Origin of the sequence: Klebsiella sp. CN_Kp091 (assembly GCF_040065095.1) — a bacterium.
Lineage (GTDB): Bacteria > Pseudomonadota > Gammaproteobacteria > Enterobacterales > Enterobacteriaceae > Klebsiella > Klebsiella aerogenes.
The window spans coordinates 130,602-152,945 of sequence record NZ_JBEAIO010000043.1; the positions used below are offsets into that span (position 1 = coordinate 130,602).

A 22,344-nucleotide genomic window follows, 5' to 3' on the forward strand; every position below is an offset into this window, starting at 1 on the left:
AATACACAGAATTTATAGGATTTAGCGTATTTTCAGACCGAAGATTATTTCCTTAACCGGCCCGGTGCCCACGATCATATGCTGATGATAGCGAAGTTCAGTAACCTTGATCACTTATTATATAGCGCGGCGGATAAGAATTATTAATCTGTGAAATGAGTCACCGCTTTACTATTTTTGAAAAAAATGCCGTTGTCGTTGATTGAAAAATGGCGCGCCAACCCCACATTCCTATGACGCGAATAGCAAATTTATCACTACGGGCGTCTGCGACGACGGCCGATTGAAGGAGACGCCGGTGCGTTGGATCCCATTTATTGCCTTTTTCTTATACGTTTACGTCGAGATCTCGATCTTTATCCAGGTCGCGCACGTGCTTGGCGTGCTGTTGACGCTGATCCTGGTTATCTTTAGCTCGGTTGTGGGGATGTCGCTGGTCCGCAACCAGGGCTTCAAAAACCTGATGCTGATGCAGCAGAAAATGGCGGCTGGCGAAAGCCCTGCCGCAGAAATGATTAAAAGCGTGTCGCTGATTATCGCCGGGCTGCTGCTGTTGATCCCGGGCTTCTTTACCGACTTCCTCGGTCTGCTGCTGTTGTTGCCGCCGGTGCAAAAGCTGATGACCTTAAAACTAATGCCGTATCTGCGCTTTAGCCGGATGCCTGGCGGCGGTTTTAGCGCCGGCGCTGGCAACGGAGACACCTTCGAAGGGGAGTTCCAGCGTAAAGACGACGAACGCGACCGTCTGGATCACAAAGACGACCGCTAAAACGACAAAACCGGCCTGCGCCGGTTTTTTGTTATCGGCTTGCTGAAGGTGAGCGTGCAGGTAAGGCGAACCACAGCACCGCCAGCATAATAATGGCGTACAAGCTCTTCCAGCCGACCATTGCTAACAGCAAAATGCAGAGCACGCTTCCCACGATGGCCAGCACGCGGTATTTACCGTGTAGGAGTCGGCATCCCGCTAGCATGCACAGCAGATAAATCATGATGAAAATGCCGTTGGCATAGACGATCAGCGCATCGAGATTAATGTTCAGCCAGTAAATGCACAGCGTACTGAGTACGCAGCAGCCTAAGACCGCATTCAGCGCATTGCGCGGTACCTGACGCGGCGACAGGCGGGCCAGATAACCTTCCGGCTTGAACTGCGCCTGCGACCAGACCAGGCGGGCAAAACTTTGGATATAGATATTAAGGCTGGCGAAGCAGGCGAGATAGCCGATTACGCAGGCAACCCACAGCGCCTGCACGCCGAACAGTCGCACTACGATGTTTGGCAGCGAAGCCGCCGCCGCCATTTCCTCACCGAAGGCGTGAAAATGCAGAACGACTACCGTACAGCCCCAATAAACGGTTCCTGCCAGCACCAGGCCAATCATCAGCGCTCTAGGGAAGTCGCGCTCCGGACGTTTAAACTCTGATGCCAGATGAGCAAAGGCTTCCAGGCCGACGAAGCACCAGAACATCACCGATAGGGCCGCAAACAGCTGTGACGTGTCGACATCTTTAGGCTCCGGGAAAGGGATCTGCGCCGGGTTTATGCCGCCGCGCCACCAGATGGCGACGATCAGCGCGACAATCAATATCGCAACCAGCGTCTGTAGATTGGCGCTGGAACTGGCGCCGCGCGAGCCCACCCACCAGACGATCGCTAGCGTGCCGAGCTCGGCAAGCAGCAGCTGAGTATCGTGCCAGCCGAACAGCGCCTGGCCAAAACCGGTGGCGATATACAGTGCGGCGGGTAAGCCCACCGGGATCACCGATAAAAACAGCCAACCGGTTACCCGCGCCAGACGTGGGCCGAACGCCATATCCACAAAATGAGCCACGCCGCCAGCGCTAGGAAAGTGGCGCCCAAGCACGGCAAACACGATAGCGATGGGAAAGACCAGGAGAATCAGCGCCGGCCACGCCCACAGGCTATTATCGCCTGCGACCAGCGCCGCCAGCGCCGGTACGGCGAATACGCCGGTTCCCAGTAGTGATGTTGAAAGTAACCCGACTCCCTGACCTAACCCCAGCTCCTGTTTTAAACCACTCATGACTCAACCCTGCGCGCGGCAAAAAAACGATGTTATCACAACCCTTTGCGCCAGAAAGCGCAGCCGCCACGCGAATATTTTTGCGCGTCAGCGCACAGGCGGAAATTTTTTTTTAATTTTCCCCTTGAAGCGGTAAATGGCCATCCCCATCTCTCTCTGCACTAGTCGGAAACCGTTTACGGCCCGGCGCCATCCATAACTGATAATGACTTTCTCGAAGGAGAGCTATCAATGAGTATTCGTCCGTTACATGATCGTGTGATCGTCAAACGTAAAGAAGTTGAAACCAAATCTGCTGGCGGCATCGTTCTGACCGGTTCTGCGGCAGCTAAATCAACTCGTGGCGAAATCATCGCTGTCGGTAAAGGCCGCATCCTGGAAAACGGAACTGTGCAGCCGCTGGACGTTAAAGTTGGTGACATCGTGATTTTCAACGATGGTTACGGCGTGAAGTCTGAGAAGATCGACAACGAAGAAGTGCTGATCATGTCCGAAAGCGACATCCTGGCAATTGTTGAAGCGTAATTCGCACGACCCTGAACGAATTTGAGGAATAAAAGAAATGGCAGCAAAAGACGTAAAATTCGGTAACGACGCTCGTGTAAAAATGCTGCGCGGCGTAAACGTACTGGCAGATGCAGTTAAAGTCACCCTGGGCCCGAAAGGCCGTAACGTTGTTCTGGACAAATCCTTCGGCGCGCCGACCATCACTAAAGATGGCGTTTCCGTAGCTCGTGAAATCGAACTGGAAGACAAATTCGAAAACATGGGCGCGCAGATGGTGAAAGAAGTTGCCTCTAAAGCGAACGACGCTGCAGGCGACGGTACCACCACCGCAACCGTACTGGCTCAGGCTATCGTTAACGAAGGTCTGAAAGCCGTTGCCGCGGGCATGAACCCGATGGATCTGAAACGTGGTATCGACAAAGCTGTCGTTGCCGCTGTGGAAGAACTGAAAGCGCTGTCCGTACCGTGCTCTGACTCTAAAGCCATTGCTCAGGTTGGTACTATCTCCGCTAACTCCGACGAAACCGTAGGTAAACTGATCGCTGAAGCGATGGATAAAGTCGGTAAAGAAGGCGTTATCACCGTTGAAGACGGCACCGGTCTGGAAGACGAACTGGACGTCGTTGAAGGTATGCAGTTCGACCGTGGCTACCTGTCCCCTTACTTCATCAACAAGCCGGATACCGGCGCTGTTGAACTGGAAAGCCCGTTCATCCTGCTGGCTGACAAAAAAATCTCCAACATCCGCGAAATGCTGCCGGTTCTGGAAGCTGTAGCGAAAGCTGGCAAACCGCTGGTTATCATCGCTGAAGACGTTGAAGGCGAAGCGCTGGCGACCCTGGTGGTTAACACCATGCGCGGCATCGTTAAAGTTGCTGCGGTTAAAGCGCCGGGCTTCGGCGATCGTCGTAAAGCCATGCTGCAGGACATCGCGACCCTGACTGGCGGTACCGTTATCTCTGAAGAGATCGGTATGGAGCTGGAAAAAGCGACTCTGGAAGACCTGGGTCAGGCTAAACGCGTTGTTATCAATAAAGACACCACCACCATCATCGATGGCGTTGGCGAAGAAGCCGCAATTCAGGGCCGCGTTGCTCAGATCCGTAAGCAGATCGAAGAAGCGACCTCTGATTACGACCGTGAAAAACTGCAGGAGCGCGTGGCTAAACTGGCCGGCGGTGTTGCGGTAATCAAAGTCGGTGCTGCTACCGAAGTTGAAATGAAAGAGAAAAAAGCGCGCGTTGACGATGCCCTGCACGCGACCCGTGCTGCGGTTGAAGAAGGCGTGGTAGCTGGCGGCGGCGTAGCGCTGGTCCGCGTGGCGGCGAAAATCGCTGGCCTGACCGGTCAGAACGAAGATCAGAACGTCGGTATCAAAGTTGCGCTGCGCGCAATGGAAGCGCCGCTGCGTCAGATCGTTTCCAACGCCGGTGAAGAGCCGTCTGTGGTTGCCAACAACGTGAAAGCAGGCGACGGTAACTACGGTTACAACGCGGCTACCGAAGAGTACGGCAACATGATCGACTTCGGTATCCTGGACCCGACTAAAGTCACCCGTTCTGCGCTGCAGTACGCGGCATCCGTTGCTGGTCTGATGATCACCACCGAGTGCATGGTGACCGACCTGCCGAAAGGCGACGCGCCTGATTTAGGTGCTGCTGGTGGCATGGGCGGCATGGGCGGTATGGGCGGCATGATGTAATCGTGCGCTATACGGCATAAAAATGCAGAAACCCCCGGTCAGAAATGGCTGGGGGTTTTTCTTTTTGCTGGCTTTTTAGTATAAGGTTTACATCCGGGCCAGTGCGTCCAGCTCATTGGGGAATAACATGCAGGTAAAATATTTAGCAGGGATTGTCGGCGCAGCATTATTGTTAGCGGGTTGCAGTTCCAGCAACGAATTAACCGCAGGCGGCCAGAGCGTGCGTTTTGTTGAAGATAAACCGGGAACGGAATGCCAGCTGTTAGGGACGGCAACCGGTACGCAAAGCAACTGGCTGTCAGGCCAGAATGGCGATGAAGGCGGCTCGATGCGCGGCGCGGCGAATGCCCTACGTAACCAGGCTGCGGCCATGGGCGGTAACGTCATTTATGGCGTGAGCAGCCCGACGCAAAACCTGCTGTCGAGCTTTGTTCCGACCGATAGCCAGATGAACGGCCAGGTTTATAAGTGCCCGAACTGATGCGTTAAGCACTCTCTGCACAGGCAGAGAGTGCTTAACAACTTATGCCTCAAGCGCTGCTTTGGTAGCCACGTAGAATTCACGCAGCGACAGCATACATTCATCTCTGGTTAGCATTTGTCCCGGTGAGGATGGAATTACCTTACTGAAGATTTGATACGGCGTATGCTGGCTGTGGACCTGTTTTAGCTTCTGACTCTTTTCAAGCAGATGCAGCACGATACTCTTTTCAACATCGGACTGATGCGCGGCGCTGGTTTTAATCACCGCACCGGAGAGTACTTTTTTACCCTCCTCCTGCTCGTAGCTGTATAACACGGCCAGATGGTGGCTAAACAAATTCAGCTTCCACTCTTCCTGAGCATATTGCTGGTACTCAATGTTAGGTTGGGTCGTTAAATCGACGGTATACAGCAGTACATAATCCAAAGCCAGCGCCAGGTACTCATTTAATTTCGTATCAGCAACCATTTTTAGTGATTGATTGATACCCAGAATCAACGCCTCTACCTGCCGGTCGTCAATCCGTAATGTCGCGATTTGCTCGTTCTGCAGCATCAGGATCAGCGTTGACTCATTTACCCCCGGTTTCAACGTGATCGACATGATCCGCAGCTCCGGATTGGGGTTTTGTACCTCTACCATATCGACTGCCGGGGTGTTGGCGATGAGCTCATTATTGTAGGCAATAAGCTCCTCTTTCAGCGTATCGTCGCTTTGCTGCAAGCGCTGTAAGAAAACAGACATTCGAGTTGTCAGGACCATGAGCAGGTCAGCCAGCGCCGGCGCCTGTAAATAGAACGTCCGACACAGGCCATTCTGGTTTTGTACTTTCAGCAGCAGCGCCATGAAATGGTCTTCATAGGTAATTCCGGCGGTGTTAAAACCAATAAACGTTCCTTGCATATTCTTCTCCTTACGCTGGCATTGGTATTTTGGACTGCGACAAATCAATAACCCGATCGGCAGAGGCGATAGTTGACGGGCGGTGGGCAACGATGATGCGGGTAATACTGAGCCCTGAAATCGATTGGTTAATGACCGACTCATTTCTTAAATCGAGATGGCTGGTGGCCTCATCCATAAACAGAATGCTTGGTTTACGATAAAGCGCGCGAGCAATCAAAATACGTTGCTTCTGGCCCCCGGAAATGCCTAAGCCTAACTCACCGATGATGGTTTCATAGCCCATCGGCATTTTCATAATTTCGTCGTGGATGTTGCAGCGTTTAGCGCATTCGACAACAAAATCCACATCGGCGTTGTCTTCAAAGCCGCTGATATTATCGATAAGCGAACCGGAAAAGAGTCTATCCTCCTGCAATACGCAGGCCGTTCCCTGGCGATAGTTATTGAGACCTATCTTCTGGATATCGAGATTATCGGCGAAGACGTCTCCGCTGGTGGGGGAGAGCAGCCCGCACATGACTTTCAATAGCGTAGTCTTACCGACGCCGGACGGCCCGACCAGCGCGACAGATTCCCCCGGCTCAACGGTGATGTTCAGGTTTGAGAAAATCGGCTGTGAAAAGGGATCGTACTGATAGCTGAGATTTTTGACTTCAAGTCTTGCGCCGGCATCTTTTGAGAAGACGTCCCGTGATGGTAATTCTTGCTCGGGTTCGCTGAAGACGATTTCTGAAAGACGCTCGTTATGCAGCGATAGCATGCGCAGCTGCATGGTCAGGTCAACCAGGCTGGATGCGCGCTGGGAGAACTGGCCGCGGTAGGCGTTAAAGGCCATAAACATACCGAGGGTCATTTCATTATCAATAACCATAATGGCGCCCAACCACAGTACCGCCACCTGATCGATAGCGGTAATGAAGGTATTAATACCGCTAAACATCATGTCGAAACGGGTTTGCTTGATCCCCGCATTACAGGCATCGATATTGATATTCAGCCAGTGCTGGGAGCGGCGTTCTTTCAGATTCAGCGCTTTGATGGTCGAAATACCGTACAGCGACTCCATAAAATGCGAACTGGAACGCGCACCTTTGATTACCTGCTCTTCAGCAACGCGGCGATAGAAGCGATAAGTTCCCAGACGCATAATGGCGTAGCATAAGGTAAAGCCAACGACGACCCATGTTAGCCAACCGCCGTACAGCGTGAGCATAATCAGCAGCCCGATTGTCATGATCGAATCGATAATGCCGCTGACGATGCTATTAGTGAACGTGGAGCGAATGGTGTCCAGCGATGAGAAACGGGACTGAATATCCCCCAGATGGCGCTTTTCAAAAAAAGAGAGCGGCAGGCTGGCCAAATGATCGAAAAGGGTCGTTTTCCACTGAATATTGGTCAGCGTGTTGAGCGTCAGCGAAGTCCATGCGCGCAGCATACTGATAAAGGTGCGGAAGAGGGTAAAGAAAACCAGGCCAATACAGATAACCGAGAGCAGGCTTTGATCGTGGGCCATGATCACGTGGTCAGTGACTAACTGCGTGCCTATCGGCAGCAGTAAGCCGATAGCTTCAACCACCACCGAGAAGGCGAAAATTTTCAGCAGCGCTGATTTTAAGCCAACAATATTGCGCATCAGATCTAACAAACGCAGGCGAGATTTGGCTTTTTCCTGCTGAAAGTTCTGATCGGGCCATAGCTCTAAGGCGATGCCGGTAAAATTATTCGACATTTCCTGAATGCCGATAATGCGTTTACCCAGCGCCGGATCGTGGACGACAAAACTGGACTTTCGCACTTTGGTGAGCACGACGTAGTGGTTCATTCCCCAGTGGATAACGCAGGGTAGCTTTAATTGCCTGATTTCGTCGAGATCGAGCGACAGCGCCCGGCTTTTTAAGCCGGCATGTTCCGCCGTTTTGCTCAATGACATCAGCGTGACCCCCTGAGAAGGGCTACCAAAACGCTGGCGGAAGTTGAAGAGATCGATATCGAGGCCATAATGGCCGCAAATCATTGCCAGGCAGGCAATGCCGCATTCGGCGGCTTCGGATTGTAATATGACCGGCGTCTTTTTCAGTATTGAAAAATTAACTTTCGCCGTAATTTTCTCAAACAGTTCATTAGTCATGAATCGGGCCGCTCACGCTTTGAGTAATCTTATAAACCGGAGTAAACATCCACATATAGAGAGGGCGTTCTTCAAGAAAAACAACGGCTTGTGCTTTAAGACCGTTGGACAGACTCAGCTTTTTCCCGTCATATTCGAACTGTTTATCTTTAATTTTGACGATTGCTTTATACAGCGCCAGTTCTTGTTGCTGATTACCACCATTGTTGACGTTGGTATATTCAGACATCTCTTGTCGTGATGCCGGCATTGAGGATATTGATATGATTTTTCCAGGGAATTGCCCGAATTTGTCTGATGGGAAAGCATCATAGCGAATATTAATGGTATCCCCAGTTTTTAAATAGGGGATAGTATTGTTTGGTAGCCAAAGGATAAGAAAATACTCAACGTTTCCTGTGGGTTTTATCTGTGCCAGGCTGCTGCCGTTATCAACGGTTTGTCCTTGGGTAGCTGAAAGTGACTCAATTCTGCCATCGCTGGTGGATTTAATAATAATGTTACCGTTAGCGTTGGATTCAACGAGTTGATTTTTAAAATCGTTGGATTGGTTGTACTGGCTGGATATTTGGTTATCAAAATCAGCAGCTTTAGTGATTTTATCGCTATTAAGCTGGGTGATTTGTGATTCCAGTTGCATCTTCTGGCTAACCAGAGATTGATACGCGCTTTGCTGTTGAAAGTATAAAGAGTGCTGATAGTTATACTGATCTTTTGTTATCAGGCCATTGCTAAGGTATTTATCGTAGCTGGAAAGGTTATCATGCATTTTTTTCAGACCGACCTGGGTATTGACCAGCATTCGGTTGGTCTCTTTCAGAGAGTCCGTAGTGGTTTTCAACTGCGCATTTAGCGCATTTAATGTCTGACTTTTATTATCTTCCAGCTTTTTGATGATGTCGTCAGAGTTGGCAATTTTTTCATTGATGACTTCTATCTGCGCCGCACTGACATTGCCGCTGGTGGTGCTGCGGGACACATCAATTTCGTAGAGCGGTTGGTTTTTTTTAACGACGTCACCAATTTTCACGAATTGCTTAACGACAAATCCTTGCTGCGGCGCAAAGACGTTAATCGAGTGAGGGAGGGTGATGACTTCGCCCTGAACGTCAACGCGCTGGGTGAACTTACAAAAAATGAGTGCGCAAATAAGCGCAATGAGAAATAGTGCCGATAACAATGCAATCAACCATGCAGGTAAGCCAGCGAGCAATAAGGCTTTACCTTTCCAGTGATTTCTTTTGTATTCGATCGCTTCCTTGCGATAAAGCTTATTATTCATGAATGATGATTCTGATTATAGTAGTCGGGGAAACAAAGGCCAATATGGCCTTTGTTTATGTAAAAAGATATTTACGATGATGGCCAAGGTACAAAGGTACCATCAAGCCCGGCGTCGATAAGTTGACTTAAATAATCAATGCACTTATCCCAGCCTACTGCCACGGCGCCGACAGCACCTGCAATTGCACCGACGGCTGCACCAGCAAATAATCCAACCAGGTTACCCAACAGGCCGAAACCTAAAAGCCCACCATTTGTCCCACCTAATGTTCCTCCAACAGAGGCGCCAATTGCACCGACAATAACGGATCCGAGGATTGCGGAGCCTGCGGCTTCAGCCGCATTACCAAGTAAAGATGTCACGGTAGAAGAAATTGAAGAGAAATCCCATGAATAGCCTCCGGAGATCTCTTCCATCTCAAATACTGTTAATTGCTTCATATTTATTCCTTTAAATTAATATTATTACGGATTGACCTAATTACGGGTCGGGCAGAAATGTAAGCGACGATTGCTTTTTAAGCAATGTAATAGACATGAATTGTTTGTGAATTCATGTCTATTTTCTTAATATTATTGTTCCTGTATAACTACCTCTAACATTGCCTTAACTTTACCGTTAGTAATATCGTCAACACTATTGCTTTGGCGATAGTAGTCAGCGGTAAGGTTGATGACCTGCGAAGTCGCTGCACTGTTGAAGCTATAGCTATCCATATCATAGAAAACTAAAGGCGTCCCAGTTTGTTTGAAAATGATACCGACATTTTTGGCGCCGCTATCATCGGTTATCATATTATCAATGATGCCATCGCCAGATGCGCTGGCGGTGCCTATCGGATTAAACCAGTACATTAACGTATTCCCGATTGAACCGGCTGGACAGTTAATAGTTAATAAAATATTTTTTTGCTCTGGTGTCACGCCGCCGCGGGAGACCGACATTAGCGTACTTTTTTTAATCCGACCGAGCGTTATCTGTGAACTGGAGGGCGATATATCACAGGATGTTGCCTGATAGGTAGTATTTTTCAGTTTGATAGTCGTAGTATATAAAAGTCTATCACTGGCGCTTGGGTTGGTTGTAGGGTTGCCGACAGAGAAACTTATTGACGGGTTTGAATCCGATCCTGAAGTATCAATGACCTGTTTTGTTTTGATAAACCACACGGTGACAAACTTATAGTAGTTATCTGAGGTTTTTTCAAACGGTACCAGTACCGAACCCGCAACGGCAGGAACCAGTGCGCCATTTTTACTTTCCAGTAGATCGGATACCTGGAATCCAATACCGTCAATTCCGGTTTCATACACCGGCATTCCATGCATTCCTGTAACGCCGGCGACCTCAGCGGTACTGATAGTCGTAATATACTGATCGTTATCTTTCTGGCTGCATGTGAAGTTTTTATAGTTACCAGTGCCGTATTTAGTCGAATATAATATGCTGCCCACTGGAATTGAGTCGTCTGTCGGTATTTTTGCTCTAATAGTAAATGCTTGCCGCTGGATGCTACCTGAGTAACTACATTTTGCAGCCGCCTCACCACCGATAACTAAAAGCATTAATAGAATAAATATTCTCTTCATCAATATTTGTCCTTAAATGATGGCTAGCGACATACCGCTTCGACCTGGTTTAAGCCAGCGGTTTTGCCTTCCCGCGGCGGTAACGTGAAGGGGGCATGACACTGCTGGGAACTACTTTTTCCCCACTGAACGTTGAGCGTCCCGGTTTGCTGCAGACCGGACATATAGACCATCCCGGCATCGCTAACGATACTTGCCTGGCTTTTCGCATCACCTGCCAGTAAAACCATCGCTCCATAGGGAATGTCCTGACCGCTGGCGGATTTAAGATGAATAAAGGCACGTTGCCCAATCTTGCCGTCGTAGTTTGCCCGCACAATAGCGCCGCGAGTCGGCACCACGGTTTGCGTTGTTTCCGGTAGTTCCATATCATCGCCAAGCGTGGCGGTGTCGAGAGTGATATCGGTGCGACGATAAGGGGTAACGTAAGGCACGATGGCATAGCCGCGATAGTCGGTCGAAATGGTGTTATCGGTCGTCAGTTTGACGTCATCCAGCCCCGGAGCTTTAACCAGTACGGCAGCATCGGTGATGTCCTGACCTAAAGTGATGCCGTCAGCGTGCGCGATAATGCTGCCGTTGGCGCCATAATCAATGCGTTGGCTATCGCGATCGTAGCTGTAACCGGCGTTAACACTCCCCTGAGAACTGTTATAGGTGGCGCGCATGTCGCCGCTGTAATACTCGCGGTTGCTGTATCCTTGCTGAATACTCCAGTCCAGACTATCGTTTTCCAGCCCGACGCCGCCGATAGCAACCGATTGATCCGTTGAGCCTGGGTTGCTATTGGTGAGCTGGTAACTGGTATAGGTGCCAGGAAGCCAGTTGCCGATCGGTAAAGTAACCGTTAGGGTGATACGTTGATCGTCCTGGGCATCTTTATTCGCGCTATTGCTGCTCCAGGTATAGCGGCTATAGCTATAACCCAGGTAGAAGTTCACGTTTTTAAAGCCACCGTTATAGCCAACGCTGATAGATTTATTGGTGCGTTTATCATCCCAATAATCTTCTACCAGACCGCTAATAGAGAGACTACCGAGCCCTTTACCTAAGCTTTGATTAAGCGTCAGGTTGGTACGGTTGCGCAGTGAGCGGGTGGTATAGCTGCCGTCGTTTGAATAACTATCGAACACCTCTGACAGGGTGTTAAAGCCTTTGGTAGAGTATCGGTAACCCGCGATAGTAATGTTAGTACCGGTATCAAGGATGTTTTTGCCGTAGCGGATACGCCAGGACTGACCCGACGTCTTTTCTTGATCCTGGATCTTTGACCAGGCTTGAGTGACGTCTGCTGAAGCCGCGCCAAAATCACCGAGGTTATAGCCTAGACCGGATGATAATGCTTGATAGTGCGAGGCCATTTGCATCCCGCCGTAGGCCGTCAGGCTACTGGATACACCATAGCTTATTGTCGCTTGGGTGAATGGCGTTTCGTCAACTCCGCCATCATAAGGACGATATTTACCAGAGGTGATTTCATACTGTAGCTGGCCTTCGCGCACCATGACCGGCAGCGTAGCGAACGGCACGATGAATTCTTGCTTTGAGCCATCCGATTCTTCTACCGTTACGTACAGATCGCCGCTACCGCCGCTTGGGTACATATCGGTAATTTCAAAGGCGCCGGGGGCGACGTAGGTCTGATATACCTGGTAGCCATTCTGCTTAACAATCACCCTGGCGTTGGTTTTTGCAATCCCTCGGATAATTGGCGCATAGCCGCGAAGGCTCTCCGGCAGCATGGAGGTATCCGTTGCCATTTGAATCCCGGTAAACGGCACGCTATCAAAAATACCGGAGAGCGAGGAGCTTTCACCCATTACCAGATTACTATTAAGAGGGCGAATGCTGCGCTGCATGTACAGGTAAGCTGATTCCCAGTCGCTGGATTCTCCTTTCGTTTTATTCCAGGTGCTCAGATTTCGGATACGCCATGGACCAAGATTTAAACCGGACTGGAGGTTAAGGCTATAGTATTCATCTTCTGATTCGAAATCATTCGAGCCGCTGAACTGGTAATTCATTAACAGCGCGTTAATACCTTCATCAAATTGATCTTCCGGAATAAATCCTTGCACGACGGTGGATAATGCCGCTTGTGGTATGGAGATATTTAACCGTTGTGCAGTAAAATCGAAATCAGCTTTTGTATCCGGTATGACCGTTAGGTTAACACAGTTATTGGCATCTTCTTTCAGAGCTGGGAAGGATTTCACTCTGACACCATATTCCGCCAGGTCTTTAAGCGTGAAACAGGGGGTTAATTTGATATCATCACTCTTATCGGCAGTATGGCTATCAATAACAAACTTGATAGTACGGGTATCCAGATATTGACCGTTGAAAACAATGTCAACCCGATAATCCCCGGGCGCCTGAGCGTTCCTGGCTTCAAAAACAGATAAGTCTGGGGCGTTTGAAGGATCGCTACCATTCAATGAATTGATGAATGAGGGATCGAAGAAATCACGTGCTTGCGCTTTATTATCCAAACCACAAAAAAACGCTGGCAACAACGTGATGCAGAGCGTTGATAGTTTGAATAGCTCTTTATTTTTATTTTGCATAGACACATCCCTATAACGTTAATAAAAATTCCCAATTACAACGGTGATGAATAGAGCGATCCGGCCCCACCATAATCATTAACTATTTTCCATGTCACGCTTGATGCATTGACACTTTCCTTTAACGTGACTTCTTTTGTTTCCATCGGAGGGACGGTGTTTACTTCATTTTTTATTTCGGTGTTGCCTATTTTTATTGTGTTGAAGTAATAGAAAAAAGGTGTCGGATTGTTAATGAACAATTTATTGCCTGATTTACGCCATTGGAGTTTTGCCGCTTCTGTATTTGGCTTCATATCAAACAGCGATTTTGGCCGGTATACCAGACGCATACGGTGGCGAACCGCTAGCTGAATCGTATTGTTTTTGGCATTGGTGTCATCAGCTGGCGGGATAGCCATAATATTGAAATAAAATATAGATTCTCGATCTGTTGGCGCAGTAACATTATTGGTTGAAAACAAACGCACGGTATTTTGCTGTTTTGCTTCGAGTCGGAATAGTGGCGGAGTCGCCGTGAAAGAGGGTATTTGCCCTTTTGGGGTCTCAATCCACGACTTAATTAAATAAGGAATACCGTCTTTGTTCTCAATCTGCGCAGTGATTTCGCGAGCGCCCTCTTTGTAAAGATAGCGAGTTGACTCGATAACGATACCAGCATGTGCAATACCGCTAATCAATAAAAAAAAGGGAATGAAAAGTTTAAATAAGGTGCTTAACATAGCATTTCTCTAAACGGAAAAAGGGCTCGCCAGACGGCGAGCCCTCTAAAATAGAATTAAATGGTGTAATCGATAGTAAAGGTTGCAACGCCTTTAACCGGACCTTCGGTTACAGCAGTTGTGGCATTTACTTTCACATAACCAGCATAGTAGTTCAGGGAAGTGACGGAACCGTCAGTGTAGGTTTCGGACATGGTGGTCGAACCATCAAACTTAACGCGAGAACCATCGCTTACTTTCGCGATACCGATACCGATACCGGCAGCGCCGTCGTCAGCGGTGTTGTCCAGAATGGCCGCGTCGCTGCTGGTGGTACCAGTAACAGCAACAGTCAGGCCAGTTGCCGGATCTTTGCTGCCTTTGGCGCAATCAGAAACATCAAAACCAAACTTCTGGCTTTTGAAAAGGGTGTTTGCAGCCTGAGCGTTCGCTTCGCTGGTGGTAACAGAAGTCAGACGAACGATGCCGTTGTTCAGAGTACCAGTCGGGGTGACTACGCAAGAAGCGGAGGAGTCATTGACTTCACCCAGAACGGTCACTTCAGCAGTGTTAGCGGCCATTGCCTGAGCACTCAGAACTGCAGATGCAGCAACCATTACAGCTACGATTGTTTTTTTCATTTATTTGTCCATGTATAAATACGTAATCCTTGAAATAGATATCGCTCTAATTGCTAATTATTGGTTGGTCTAATAATTCAATAATTGCCCCAAGAACTACACTATCCCATCTCTGTACTCCTTGTTGTCCCTTACGCTAATAAGCAGGTGTTAGCCTGCATTTAGCTTAAGACGGGAGCACTGAGGAATCTAATTCGCCGTTGGTGAAAATGCATGTGAATTTTAATTGAATAATCTTTTTAATGACTAAAGGAACGATTCACATTTTTATTCGAACTATAAGTGATAGCGTTGATTCGATGAATGTTGTGCGGTATCTCTGGCTTCCATTCAGTTTAAATATCATGTTAGTCTTATCTTTGATGCAAAATCGAGACTCAATGATTGATATATGAAGCCATCTAATAGCAGGCCTGTTCAAGGCTATTCGCGCAACATTAAATATGGGATTTCATTAATTTCATGTTTATTTCACATAGCTAATGAAAAAGGGAAGACATTATGGCATTTAGTGAATTCATCATTAATGATGAAGTTATTTTTGACGTGAATATGAGTGAGTTGCGAACTGTTAATGAAAATGGCACTACCGTTAACTTAAATGGACCAACGGCGCGTTGTTTATTGTTGCTGATAGAAAGTAATGGCAGGATCATTTCACGTGAGGAATTTCTGGAAACTGTCTGGAAAACAAGGGGGGTAATAGTTGCGCAAAACACGTTTTACCAAAATATCTCATTGCTCAGAAAATCACTGGTAAAGGCCGGACTATCTCAGGATATCATTATTACCGTCAGGCAGCGCGGGTTTATCCTTGCCACGGATGCGGTAATCACTCCAGTTACCACAACGCAAGAGATAATAGCGAGCCCATCAACGAATGTAGATGATTCTGCAAGTGATAGGGAGAGCATAGAGAGCGAAATGTACGAAGTTAAAAATACCGTTAATGCTAATCGAAGCGAAAGTCGCAGAGGAACTACGTTTAAATTACCTAAATGGATCGTGGTGATGTTTATTGTTATGGTCGCAACTAATATACTTTCACTGCTTTTTTAGATGCTCTATTAGCGCATCATTTAATAGATACGCGTATATATAATTATAAATGTTAAGCAAACACCGCTTTCTGGATAACGCTGGTGAAAAATGTTATATCTTTTATTTGCCAGGCGAACATACTTGTCATTTAAGTATCTGCCGGACAGGGCCGGCAGAAAAACTTAGTTTTGTTGCTTTAAACCTAAATCCAGCGGCGTTTTACTCGGTTCGCCGCCGATTTCACGTGCCAGCCTTGGCACCATATATCCGGATACCAGCGTTAATAGCTTACGCATGATTGCCCGGGCCTCCTCGTCTTCGACCATGAAGTGGGCTGCGCCCTGGACTTTATCAAGCACGTGCAGGTAGTAGGGCATCACCCCGGCATCGAACAGCGCGTTGCTGAGGTCCGCCAGGGTTTGTGCGTTGTCGTTAACGCCGCGCAGCAGGACGCTTTGGTTGAGCAGCGTCACGCGCGCTTGCCGTAGCAGCGCCATTGCCGCCCGAAATTCCGGGCCGATCTCATTGGCATGATTGATATGGTTAACCAACAGGATCTGCAGCGAGGAGGCGTTAAAGCGAGCCGCCAGCCCTTCGGTGATCCGCGCCGGAATGACAATCGGCAAGCGGCTATGGATGCGTAACCGTTTAATATGCGGGATAGCTTCCAGTTGCGTCAGTAACCAATCCAGTTCGTGGTCTTTGGCCATCAACGGATCGCCGCCGGAAAAAATAATTTCATCAAGCTGTGGATTGGCGGCAATGTACTCGAGCGCTGCCTGCCAGTTGCGTTTATTGCCCTGGTTCTCGGCATAGGGGAAGTGGCGGCGGAAGCAGTAGCGGCAGTTGACCGCACAGCCTCCTTTCACCAGCAATAGCGCCCGGTTGCTATATTTATGCAGCAGGCCTGGTACAACGCTGTGTTGTTCTTCCAGCGGATCGGTGGAAAAACCAGGGGCGGCAACAAACTCTTCTTGTGCGGTAAGTACCTGACGAAGAAGGGGATCGTTTGGGTTGCCCTTTTCCATACGTGCAATAAACGCGCGCGGTACGCGCAGCGCGAAGAGACGCTTCGCATCACGTCCCGCCAATAGGTTTGCATCTGTTTCCAGATCTAAAAGATGCAATAGTTCATCGGGACTGGTCACAACATCGGCAAGTTGCGTGATCCAATCTTCTCTGGATGGGGTATTTAGGGTTACAATATGCGCCATTTTGTGGCTTAGCTACCAAGTTAAACAATTTCAGAGGGCCTTATGGCGACTTACTATAGCAACGATTTTCGTGCTGGTCTTAAAATCATGATGGATGGTGAACCGTATGCGGTTGAAGCCAGTGAATTCGTTAAACCAGGTAAAGGTCAGGCATTCGCACGCGTTAAGCTGCGTCGTCTGCTGACCGGCACCCGTGTAGAAAAAACGTTCAAGTCCACCGACTCTGCAGAAGGCGCGGACGTTGTCGATATGAACCTGACTTACCTGTACAACGATGGTGAGTTCTGGCACTTCATGAACAACGAAACCTTCGAACAGCTGTCCGCTGATGCTAAAGCTATCGGCGACAACGCGAAATGGCTGCTGGATCAGGCTGAGTGCATCGTGACCCTGTGGAACGGTCAGCCTATCGCTGTCACGCCGCCGAACTTCGTTGAACTGGAAATCGTTGAAACCGATCCAGGTCTGAAAGGCGACACCGCAGGTACTGGCGGCAAGCCGGCGACTCTGTCCACTGGCGCTGTGGTTAAAGTTCCGCTGTTCGTTCAGATTGGCGAAGTCATCAAAGTAGATACCCGCTCCGGCGAATACGTATCTCGCGTGAAGTAATTCATGCTGTGAGACGGTGGGCGCAGCCATGCTGCTGCGCCTCCAGTTTCATGTCAGGATTAACATGAACCGGACGCTCAAATTTCTCATTTTGCTGCTGCTCAGCGGCGCGCTGCTTACTGGATGTAATACCGCCCGCGGTTTTGGCGAAGATATCCAGGGGTTAGGGCACGCGATTTCTCACGCCGTCAGCTAGTCTCATTTCATCTGCCTTCCCTGCAATTCATTTTGTGCAGTTCAGTCTGAACCTCTTTTTCTCTTAAAAAACGCGACTATCCCTTCATTCTGAATCAGTTTGGCTATGCTTATAGGGCAAGAAAACAAAAACTGTTTATAAGGATGATATTATGGTGAAAAAAACGATTGCGGCGTTCTTTACTGTTTTGGTCCTTTCCTCCGTGCTCACCGCATGTAACACCACGCGTGGTATCGGTGAAGACATTTCTGACGGCGGCAGCGCTATCTCTGGTGCGGCGACCAAAGCTCAGAATTAAACATTACCGGTACGGCCTCGCGCCGTACCGGTCTTCACATTCACGGCGCCGTTGTTTATAATCCCGGCGTTTTCAACCACCTTGCGGGACGACCCGTGAGCGTATCTCATTCGGGGACGGCCCCATTACTGGAGCCATATGTCCTGGATCATTCTCTTTATCGCCGGTTTGCTGGAAGTCGTGTGGGCCGTCGGCCTCAAATACACCCATGGGTTTAGCCGTCTGCTGCCAAGCGTGATTACCATTGCCGCTATGGTCGTCAGTATGGCGCTGCTATCGTGGGCGATGAAATCACTGCCGGTGGGTACCGCCTATGCGGTGTGGACCGGGATCGGCGCCGTAGGCGCAGCGATAACCGGCATCGTGCTGCTGGGTGAATCCGCAAGCCCGATGCGCATCGCAAGCCTGGCCTGTATTGTCATCGGCATTATCGGGCTGAAAATCAGCGCGCATTAATAGCGCTGGTTAACCCAAATCAGTTTGCTCACGTCGAAGCCCTGCCGGGTGGCGATATCCAGCATCTGCTGTTTTACCTGCGGCGAAATCTTCGGCGTACGCGCCAGTAGCCACAGGTAATCGCGATCCGGCCCGCAAACCAGCGCATGGCGGTACTCTTTATCCAGCGCAATCACGTTGTAGCCGCCATAGAAAGGGCCGAAGAACGAGACTTTTAGCGCCGCGCGGTTCGGATCGCCGGTGAACCAGGCCACGCCGTCTGTTTTCTGCCAGATGCCGCGGTCAGGGTTATAACCTTTATTGACCACATCAATGCCGCCATCGCCGCGCAGGCTGTAAGTCGCCGTAACCTTTTCCAGTCCGCTTTCGAAATGATGATCGAAGCGGGCTATTTCATACCAGGTGCCGAGGAAGCGTTGGCTTTCGAATGGGCTGACGACGGTCACGCCAGCGGGAGGAACGGGATTGCTGCACGCAACGCTCAGCAACGACGCGATAACCACGGTTAACACTGGCAGCAGACGCATAGGTACCTTCCTTACCGCTTTTTCTCTAAGTGTAGATAGCGGCAGGAAAAAAGTAGGGAGATTTTGTCGATAAGCGAGCCCGGTAACAGATTGCTACCGGGCGAGATGTCGCATCAGATAAATAACACGCCGACCAGGGTAACAACGGTTAAAATCGCCGCCAGGCCATAGAAGACCCATTTGCCGTTCGGTACGTGGATTTTCAGATCATGCATCGCATGGTGGATACGGTGCAGGCCGCACCACAGCGGCAGAACAATCATCAGAAAGATGAAAAGGCGGCCGATGAAGCTATGGGCGAAGGCGTAAACGCGTTCGTAGCTGAAAGCATCGCCAGGGGCGAGTCCCAGCGGCAGCAGAATACCGACCAGTAGCACCATCACCGGCGCGATAATCGCCCCCCACATGCCGCCTGCGCCAAACAGCCCCCAGAACACCGGTTCATCGGAACGTTTGGGATTGGGATTAATCATATCAGCCTCCTTACCAGAACAACGCGACAAACAGGATCACGATGCTAACCAGCGCCGTTACCGCCCACAGCCCTTTAATCAGCGGCTCAGGCCCCATTTTCTCGCCTTTAATAATGATGTTGGCGGCTTTCGGCGCCAGCTCAAACCAGGTTTTGGTGTGCAGCAGCGCCGCTGCCAGGGTGATCAGGTTGAGGATCACCACAATCGGGTTTTGCAGGAATGCCACATAGCCATCCCAGCTTTCGGCGCCGTGCTTAAGGGCGAACAGGCCGTAAATCAGCACGATGCTGAACCAGACCGTCGGCACCGCCGTCCCTTCACGCAGCATATAGAAGCGATAAAATGGCAGCTTCTTCCACCAGGTGGAGGTCATGGGCCGCACGTAGGGTTTGCGTTTAGTCGTCATAGTGCACTCCTTAGCGTGGTTTCAGGGTGGCGATCAGGAAGTCTTTCGAACTTTCTACCTTGCCCTGCTGAATGGCGGCCGCCGGATCGACATGCTTCGGGCAAACTTCGGAGCAGAAGCCGACAAACGTACAGCTCCACACGCCGTTCTGGCCGTTAAGCTGCGCCATACGTTCCTTTTTGCCGTGGTCGCGGCTGTCTTCGTTGTAGCGATGGGCGAGGGTGATCGCCGCCGGGCCGATGAACTCCGGGTTCAGACCAAATTGCGGACAGGCGGCATAGCACAAACCGCAGTTGATGCAGCCGGAGAACTGATGGTATTTCGCCATCTGCGCGGGAGTCTGCTTATTCGGCCCCTGCTCCGGCGTGCGGTTATTTCCGATGATATACGGCTTAATCGCTTCCAGACTTTCGATAAAGTGGGTCATATCGACCACCAGATCGCGCTCGATCGGGAAGTTGGCCAGCGCTTCTACCTTCAACCCTTTGGTATAGTCGCGCAGGAAGGTTTTACAGGCCAGTTTTGGCACCTTGTTGACCATCATGCCGCAAGAACCGCAGATCGCCATGCGGCACGACCAGCGGTAGCTTAAATCCGGCGCGAGGTTGTCTTTGATATAGCCCAGCGCGTCGAGCAGCGAGGTTTGTTCGTCGTAGGGGACTTCATAGAAAGCGCTGTGCGGCGCGGTATCGACTTCCGGGTTGTAGCGCACCACTTCAATTTTCAGTTTGTTCATCTCAGCCATGGGTCGTCTCCTTCTTCTCAGCGGCTTCCGCTTCGGCGCCATACACGCGTTTAGCCGGCGGCAGAGTGGTGATCTTCACATCGCCATACTCCAGACGCGTGCTGCCGTCGGCCTCACGGAAGGCCAGCGTATGCTTGAGGAAATTGACGTCGTCGCGTTCAGTACAGCCTTCATCGAGACGTTGGTGAGCGCCGCGGGACTCTTTACGCGCGATAGCGGAGTGCGCCATACATTCGGCGACGTTGAGACCATGGCCCAGCTCAATGGTGTAGAGCAGGTCGGTATTGAATACGCTCGAGGTGTCGGTGATACGCACGCGCTTAAAGCGCTCCTGCAGCTCGGCCAGCTTATCGATGGTTTTTTGCATCAGCTCCGGCGTGCGATAGATACCGCAGCCTTCTTCCATCGACATACCCATTTCATCGCGGATTTTGGCCCAGTTTTCATTGCCTTGCTGGTTAACGAGGTCTTTAAGACGGTTTTCAACGTCGTTGACCTGCGCATCCAGCGCCGCGTTGTTAGCTTCGCCCGCGGCCATCGCGCGCTGCATGGCTTGCTCACCGGCAAGGCGGCCAAAGACCACCAGCTCGGCAAGCGAGTTGGATCCCAGACGGTTGGCGCCATGGAGACCGACGGAGGAACATTCGCCGACGGCGAACAGGCCCTTGATGCGGGTTTCGCACTGCTGGTCAGTTTCGATGCCTCCCATCGTGTAGTGGGCGGTCGGACGCACCGGAATGGGTTCTTTTACCGGATCGACGCCGACATAGGCTTTCGCCAGTTCGCAGATGAACGGTAGGCGTTCAAGCAGTTTCTTCTCGCCGAGATGGCGCAGGTCGAGATAAACCACGTCGCCGCGCGGCGTCGAAATGGTGTTGCCTTTGCGCCACTCGTGCCAGAAGGCCTGAGAGACTTTATCGCGTGGGCCGAGTTCCATGTATTTGTTTTTCGGCTCGCCGAGCGGCGTTTCTGGCCCCATACCGTAATCCTGCAGGTAGCGGTAGCCGTTTTTATTCACCAGAATACCGCCTTCGCCGCGGCAGCCTTCGGTCATCAGGATCCCCGAACCCGGCAGGCCGGTTGGGTGATACTGGACGAACTCCATGTCGCGCAGCGGGACGCCGTGGCCCAGCGCCATGCCCATGCCATCGCCGGTGACGATGCCGCCGTTGGTGTTATAGCGATAGACGCGGCCAGCGCCGCCGGTAGCCATGACGACCGCATTGGCGCGAATTTGCACCAGCGTGCCTTCCATCATATTCATTGCCACCAGGCCGCGGGCCTGGCCGTCATCGACGAGAATATCCAGCACGAAGTGCTCGTCGAAACGTTGAATTTGCGGGAACTGGAGGGAGGTCTGGAAGAGGGTATGCAGCATATGGAAGCCGGTTTTATCGGCGGCGAACCATGTACGTTCGATTTTCATCCCGCCGAAGCGGCGAACGTTGACGCTGCCGTCCGGGCGGCGGCTCCACGGGCAGCCCCACAGCTCAAGCTGGGTCATTTCCGTGGGGCAGTGGTGTACGAAATAGTCTACGACATCCTGTTCACAGAGCCAGTCGCCGCCGGCGACGGTGTCGTGAAAATGGTATTCAAAGCTATCGTGATCCTGCGCGACCGCCGCAGAACCGCCTTCGGCGGCGACGGTATGGCTACGCATTGGATAGACTTTTGAAATCAGTGCGATTTTGGCTTTTGGATTAGCCTGCGCAGCGGCGATGGCTGCGCGAAGACCTGCTCCGCCTGCGCCAATGACGACAAGATCGGCTTGAAAAGTTTGCACGACATTCCTCCAGTTTTTGTGTATTTCGCCGCCGG

24 protein-coding genes are annotated in these 22,344 nt (G+C 50.5%); 9 read left to right on the plus strand and 15 right to left on the minus strand.

Features of this window, described 5'->3' with window-relative positions; genetic code table 11:
* The first annotated feature begins 298 nt into the window (after positions 1–298).
* Positions 299–769 (plus strand): FxsA family protein, encoded by a 471-nt coding sequence (locus ABLV17_RS18240; protein ID WP_015368667.1) that lies wholly within the window; start codon positions 299–301, stop codon positions 767–769.
* 31 nt (positions 770–800) lie between these two features.
* Here ABLV17_RS18240 and yjeH read toward each other — a convergent pair whose 3' ends face one another.
* Entirely contained in the window at positions 801–2,048 is a 1,248-nt protein-coding gene (gene yjeH / locus ABLV17_RS18245; RefSeq protein WP_308958328.1) for an L-methionine/branched-chain amino acid transporter, read from the minus strand.
* A gap of 231 nt (positions 2,049–2,279) precedes the next feature.
* On the opposite strand from yjeH, the gene ABLV17_RS18250 reads away from it, so the two are divergent.
* The 3 genes from ABLV17_RS18250 (at position 2,280) to ABLV17_RS18260 (ending at position 4,738) form a co-directional block, all read left to right on the plus strand.
* The gene (locus tag ABLV17_RS18250) at positions 2,280–2,573 is read left to right on the plus strand and encodes a co-chaperone GroES (protein ID WP_003855929.1); all 294 of its coding nucleotides are present in this window, start codon (positions 2,280–2,282) and stop codon (positions 2,571–2,573) included.
* A 37-nt stretch (positions 2,574–2,610) separates the two neighbouring features.
* Complete coding sequence (gene groL / locus ABLV17_RS18255) at positions 2,611–4,257, plus strand: chaperonin GroEL (RefSeq protein WP_015368665.1); 1,647 nt, start codon at positions 2,611–2,613, stop codon at positions 4,255–4,257.
* 127 nt (positions 4,258–4,384) lie between these two features.
* Positions 4,385–4,738: a DUF4156 domain-containing protein gene (locus tag ABLV17_RS18260; protein ID WP_015368664.1), complete on the plus strand. Its 354-nt coding sequence runs from the start codon at positions 4,385–4,387 to the stop codon at positions 4,736–4,738.
* 42 nt (positions 4,739–4,780) lie between these two features.
* Here the strand turns inward: ABLV17_RS18260 and yjeJ are convergent, their stop codons facing one another.
* From yjeJ to ABLV17_RS18300, 8 genes are all read right to left on the minus strand, one after another.
* Complete coding sequence (yjeJ, locus tag ABLV17_RS18265) at positions 4,781–5,644, minus strand: YjeJ family protein (RefSeq protein WP_348854530.1); 864 nt, start codon at positions 5,642–5,644, stop codon at positions 4,781–4,783.
* 10 nt (positions 5,645–5,654) lie between these two features.
* On the minus strand, positions 5,655–7,778 hold the full coding sequence (locus tag ABLV17_RS18270) for a peptidase domain-containing ABC transporter (RefSeq protein ID WP_316425429.1): 2,124 nt from the start codon (positions 7,776–7,778) through the stop codon (positions 5,655–5,657).
* On the minus strand, positions 7,771–9,060 hold the full coding sequence (locus ABLV17_RS18275; protein ID WP_087859218.1) for an HlyD family secretion protein: 1,290 nt from the start codon (positions 9,058–9,060) through the stop codon (positions 7,771–7,773). The genes ABLV17_RS18270 and ABLV17_RS18275 overlap by 8 nt, the downstream gene beginning before the upstream one ends.
* 71 nt (positions 9,061–9,131) lie before the next feature.
* Entirely contained in the window at positions 9,132–9,503 is a 372-nt protein-coding gene (locus ABLV17_RS18280; RefSeq protein ID WP_087859217.1) for a hypothetical protein, read from the minus strand.
* Between the two features lie 132 nt (positions 9,504–9,635).
* Positions 9,636–10,652 (minus strand): fimbrial protein, encoded by a 1,017-nt coding sequence (locus ABLV17_RS18285; protein ID WP_213317938.1) that lies wholly within the window; start codon positions 10,650–10,652, stop codon positions 9,636–9,638.
* A 23-nt stretch (positions 10,653–10,675) separates the two neighbouring features.
* Positions 10,676–13,219, minus strand: coding sequence for a fimbria/pilus outer membrane usher protein (locus ABLV17_RS18290; RefSeq protein ID WP_271031636.1), 2,544 nt, complete (start codon positions 13,217–13,219; stop codon positions 10,676–10,678).
* A gap of 35 nt (positions 13,220–13,254) precedes the next feature.
* Positions 13,255–13,941: a molecular chaperone gene (locus ABLV17_RS18295; protein WP_087859214.1), complete on the minus strand. Its 687-nt coding sequence runs from the start codon at positions 13,939–13,941 to the stop codon at positions 13,255–13,257.
* A gap of 56 nt (positions 13,942–13,997) precedes the next feature.
* On the minus strand, positions 13,998–14,561 hold the full coding sequence (locus tag ABLV17_RS18300) for a fimbrial protein (protein ID WP_213317940.1): 564 nt from the start codon (positions 14,559–14,561) through the stop codon (positions 13,998–14,000).
* 501 nt (positions 14,562–15,062) lie between these two features.
* On the opposite strand from ABLV17_RS18300, the gene ABLV17_RS18305 reads away from it, so the two are divergent.
* Positions 15,063–15,620 carry a winged helix-turn-helix domain-containing protein gene (locus ABLV17_RS18305; RefSeq protein WP_087859212.1) on the plus strand — a complete coding sequence of 186 codons (558 nt, stop codon included), beginning with the start codon at positions 15,063–15,065 and terminating at the stop codon, positions 15,618–15,620.
* 164 nt (positions 15,621–15,784) lie between these two features.
* On the opposite strand, the gene epmB is transcribed toward ABLV17_RS18305, so the two are convergent.
* Entirely contained in the window at positions 15,785–16,816 is a 1,032-nt protein-coding gene (gene epmB / locus ABLV17_RS18310) for an EF-P beta-lysylation protein EpmB (RefSeq protein WP_113374739.1), read from the minus strand.
* A gap of 42 nt (positions 16,817–16,858) precedes the next feature.
* On the opposite strand from epmB, the gene efp reads away from it, so the two are divergent.
* From efp to sugE, 4 genes are all read left to right on the plus strand, one after another.
* Entirely contained in the window at positions 16,859–17,425 is a 567-nt protein-coding gene (gene efp, locus ABLV17_RS18315; protein WP_003855940.1) for an elongation factor P, read from the plus strand.
* A 64-nt stretch (positions 17,426–17,489) separates the two neighbouring features.
* Positions 17,490–17,621, plus strand: coding sequence for an entericidin A/B family lipoprotein (locus ABLV17_RS18320; RefSeq protein ID WP_087859224.1), 132 nt, complete (start codon positions 17,490–17,492; stop codon positions 17,619–17,621).
* Between the two features lie 151 nt (positions 17,622–17,772).
* Positions 17,773–17,919, plus strand: coding sequence for a lipoprotein toxin entericidin B (gene ecnB, locus ABLV17_RS18325; RefSeq protein ID WP_015368653.1), 147 nt, complete (start codon positions 17,773–17,775; stop codon positions 17,917–17,919).
* A 138-nt stretch (positions 17,920–18,057) separates the two neighbouring features.
* Positions 18,058–18,375 carry a quaternary ammonium compound efflux SMR transporter SugE gene (sugE, locus tag ABLV17_RS18330; protein ID WP_015368652.1) on the plus strand — a complete coding sequence of 106 codons (318 nt, stop codon included), beginning with the start codon at positions 18,058–18,060 and terminating at the stop codon, positions 18,373–18,375.
* Here sugE and ABLV17_RS18335 read toward each other — a convergent pair.
* The 5 genes from ABLV17_RS18335 to frdA all read right to left on the minus strand — a co-directional run bounded on the left by ABLV17_RS18335 (position 18,372) and on the right by frdA (position 22,309).
* A complete protein-coding gene (locus ABLV17_RS18335) occupies positions 18,372–18,902 on the minus strand; it encodes a lipocalin family protein (protein ID WP_047046300.1) in 531 nt (176 codons plus the stop codon). The two genes, sugE and ABLV17_RS18335, sit on opposite strands and share 4 nt — an antisense overlap.
* A 113-nt stretch (positions 18,903–19,015) precedes the next feature.
* Complete coding sequence (frdD, locus tag ABLV17_RS18340) at positions 19,016–19,375, minus strand: fumarate reductase subunit FrdD (RefSeq protein ID WP_015368650.1); 360 nt, start codon at positions 19,373–19,375, stop codon at positions 19,016–19,018.
* Positions 19,376–19,385: 10 nt separating this feature from the next.
* Positions 19,386–19,781 carry a fumarate reductase subunit FrdC gene (frdC, locus tag ABLV17_RS18345; RefSeq protein WP_045362549.1) on the minus strand — a complete coding sequence of 132 codons (396 nt, stop codon included), beginning with the start codon at positions 19,779–19,781 and terminating at the stop codon, positions 19,386–19,388.
* A gap of 10 nt (positions 19,782–19,791) precedes the next feature.
* Positions 19,792–20,526, minus strand: coding sequence for a fumarate reductase iron-sulfur protein (gene frdB / locus ABLV17_RS18350; RefSeq protein WP_087859210.1), 735 nt, complete (start codon positions 20,524–20,526; stop codon positions 19,792–19,794).
* On the minus strand, positions 20,519–22,309 hold the full coding sequence (gene frdA / locus ABLV17_RS18355) for a fumarate reductase (quinol) flavoprotein subunit (protein WP_113374740.1): 1,791 nt from the start codon (positions 22,307–22,309) through the stop codon (positions 20,519–20,521). Before frdA ends, frdB begins: the two co-directional genes overlap by 8 nt.
* Positions 22,310–22,344 lie beyond the last annotated feature (35 nt).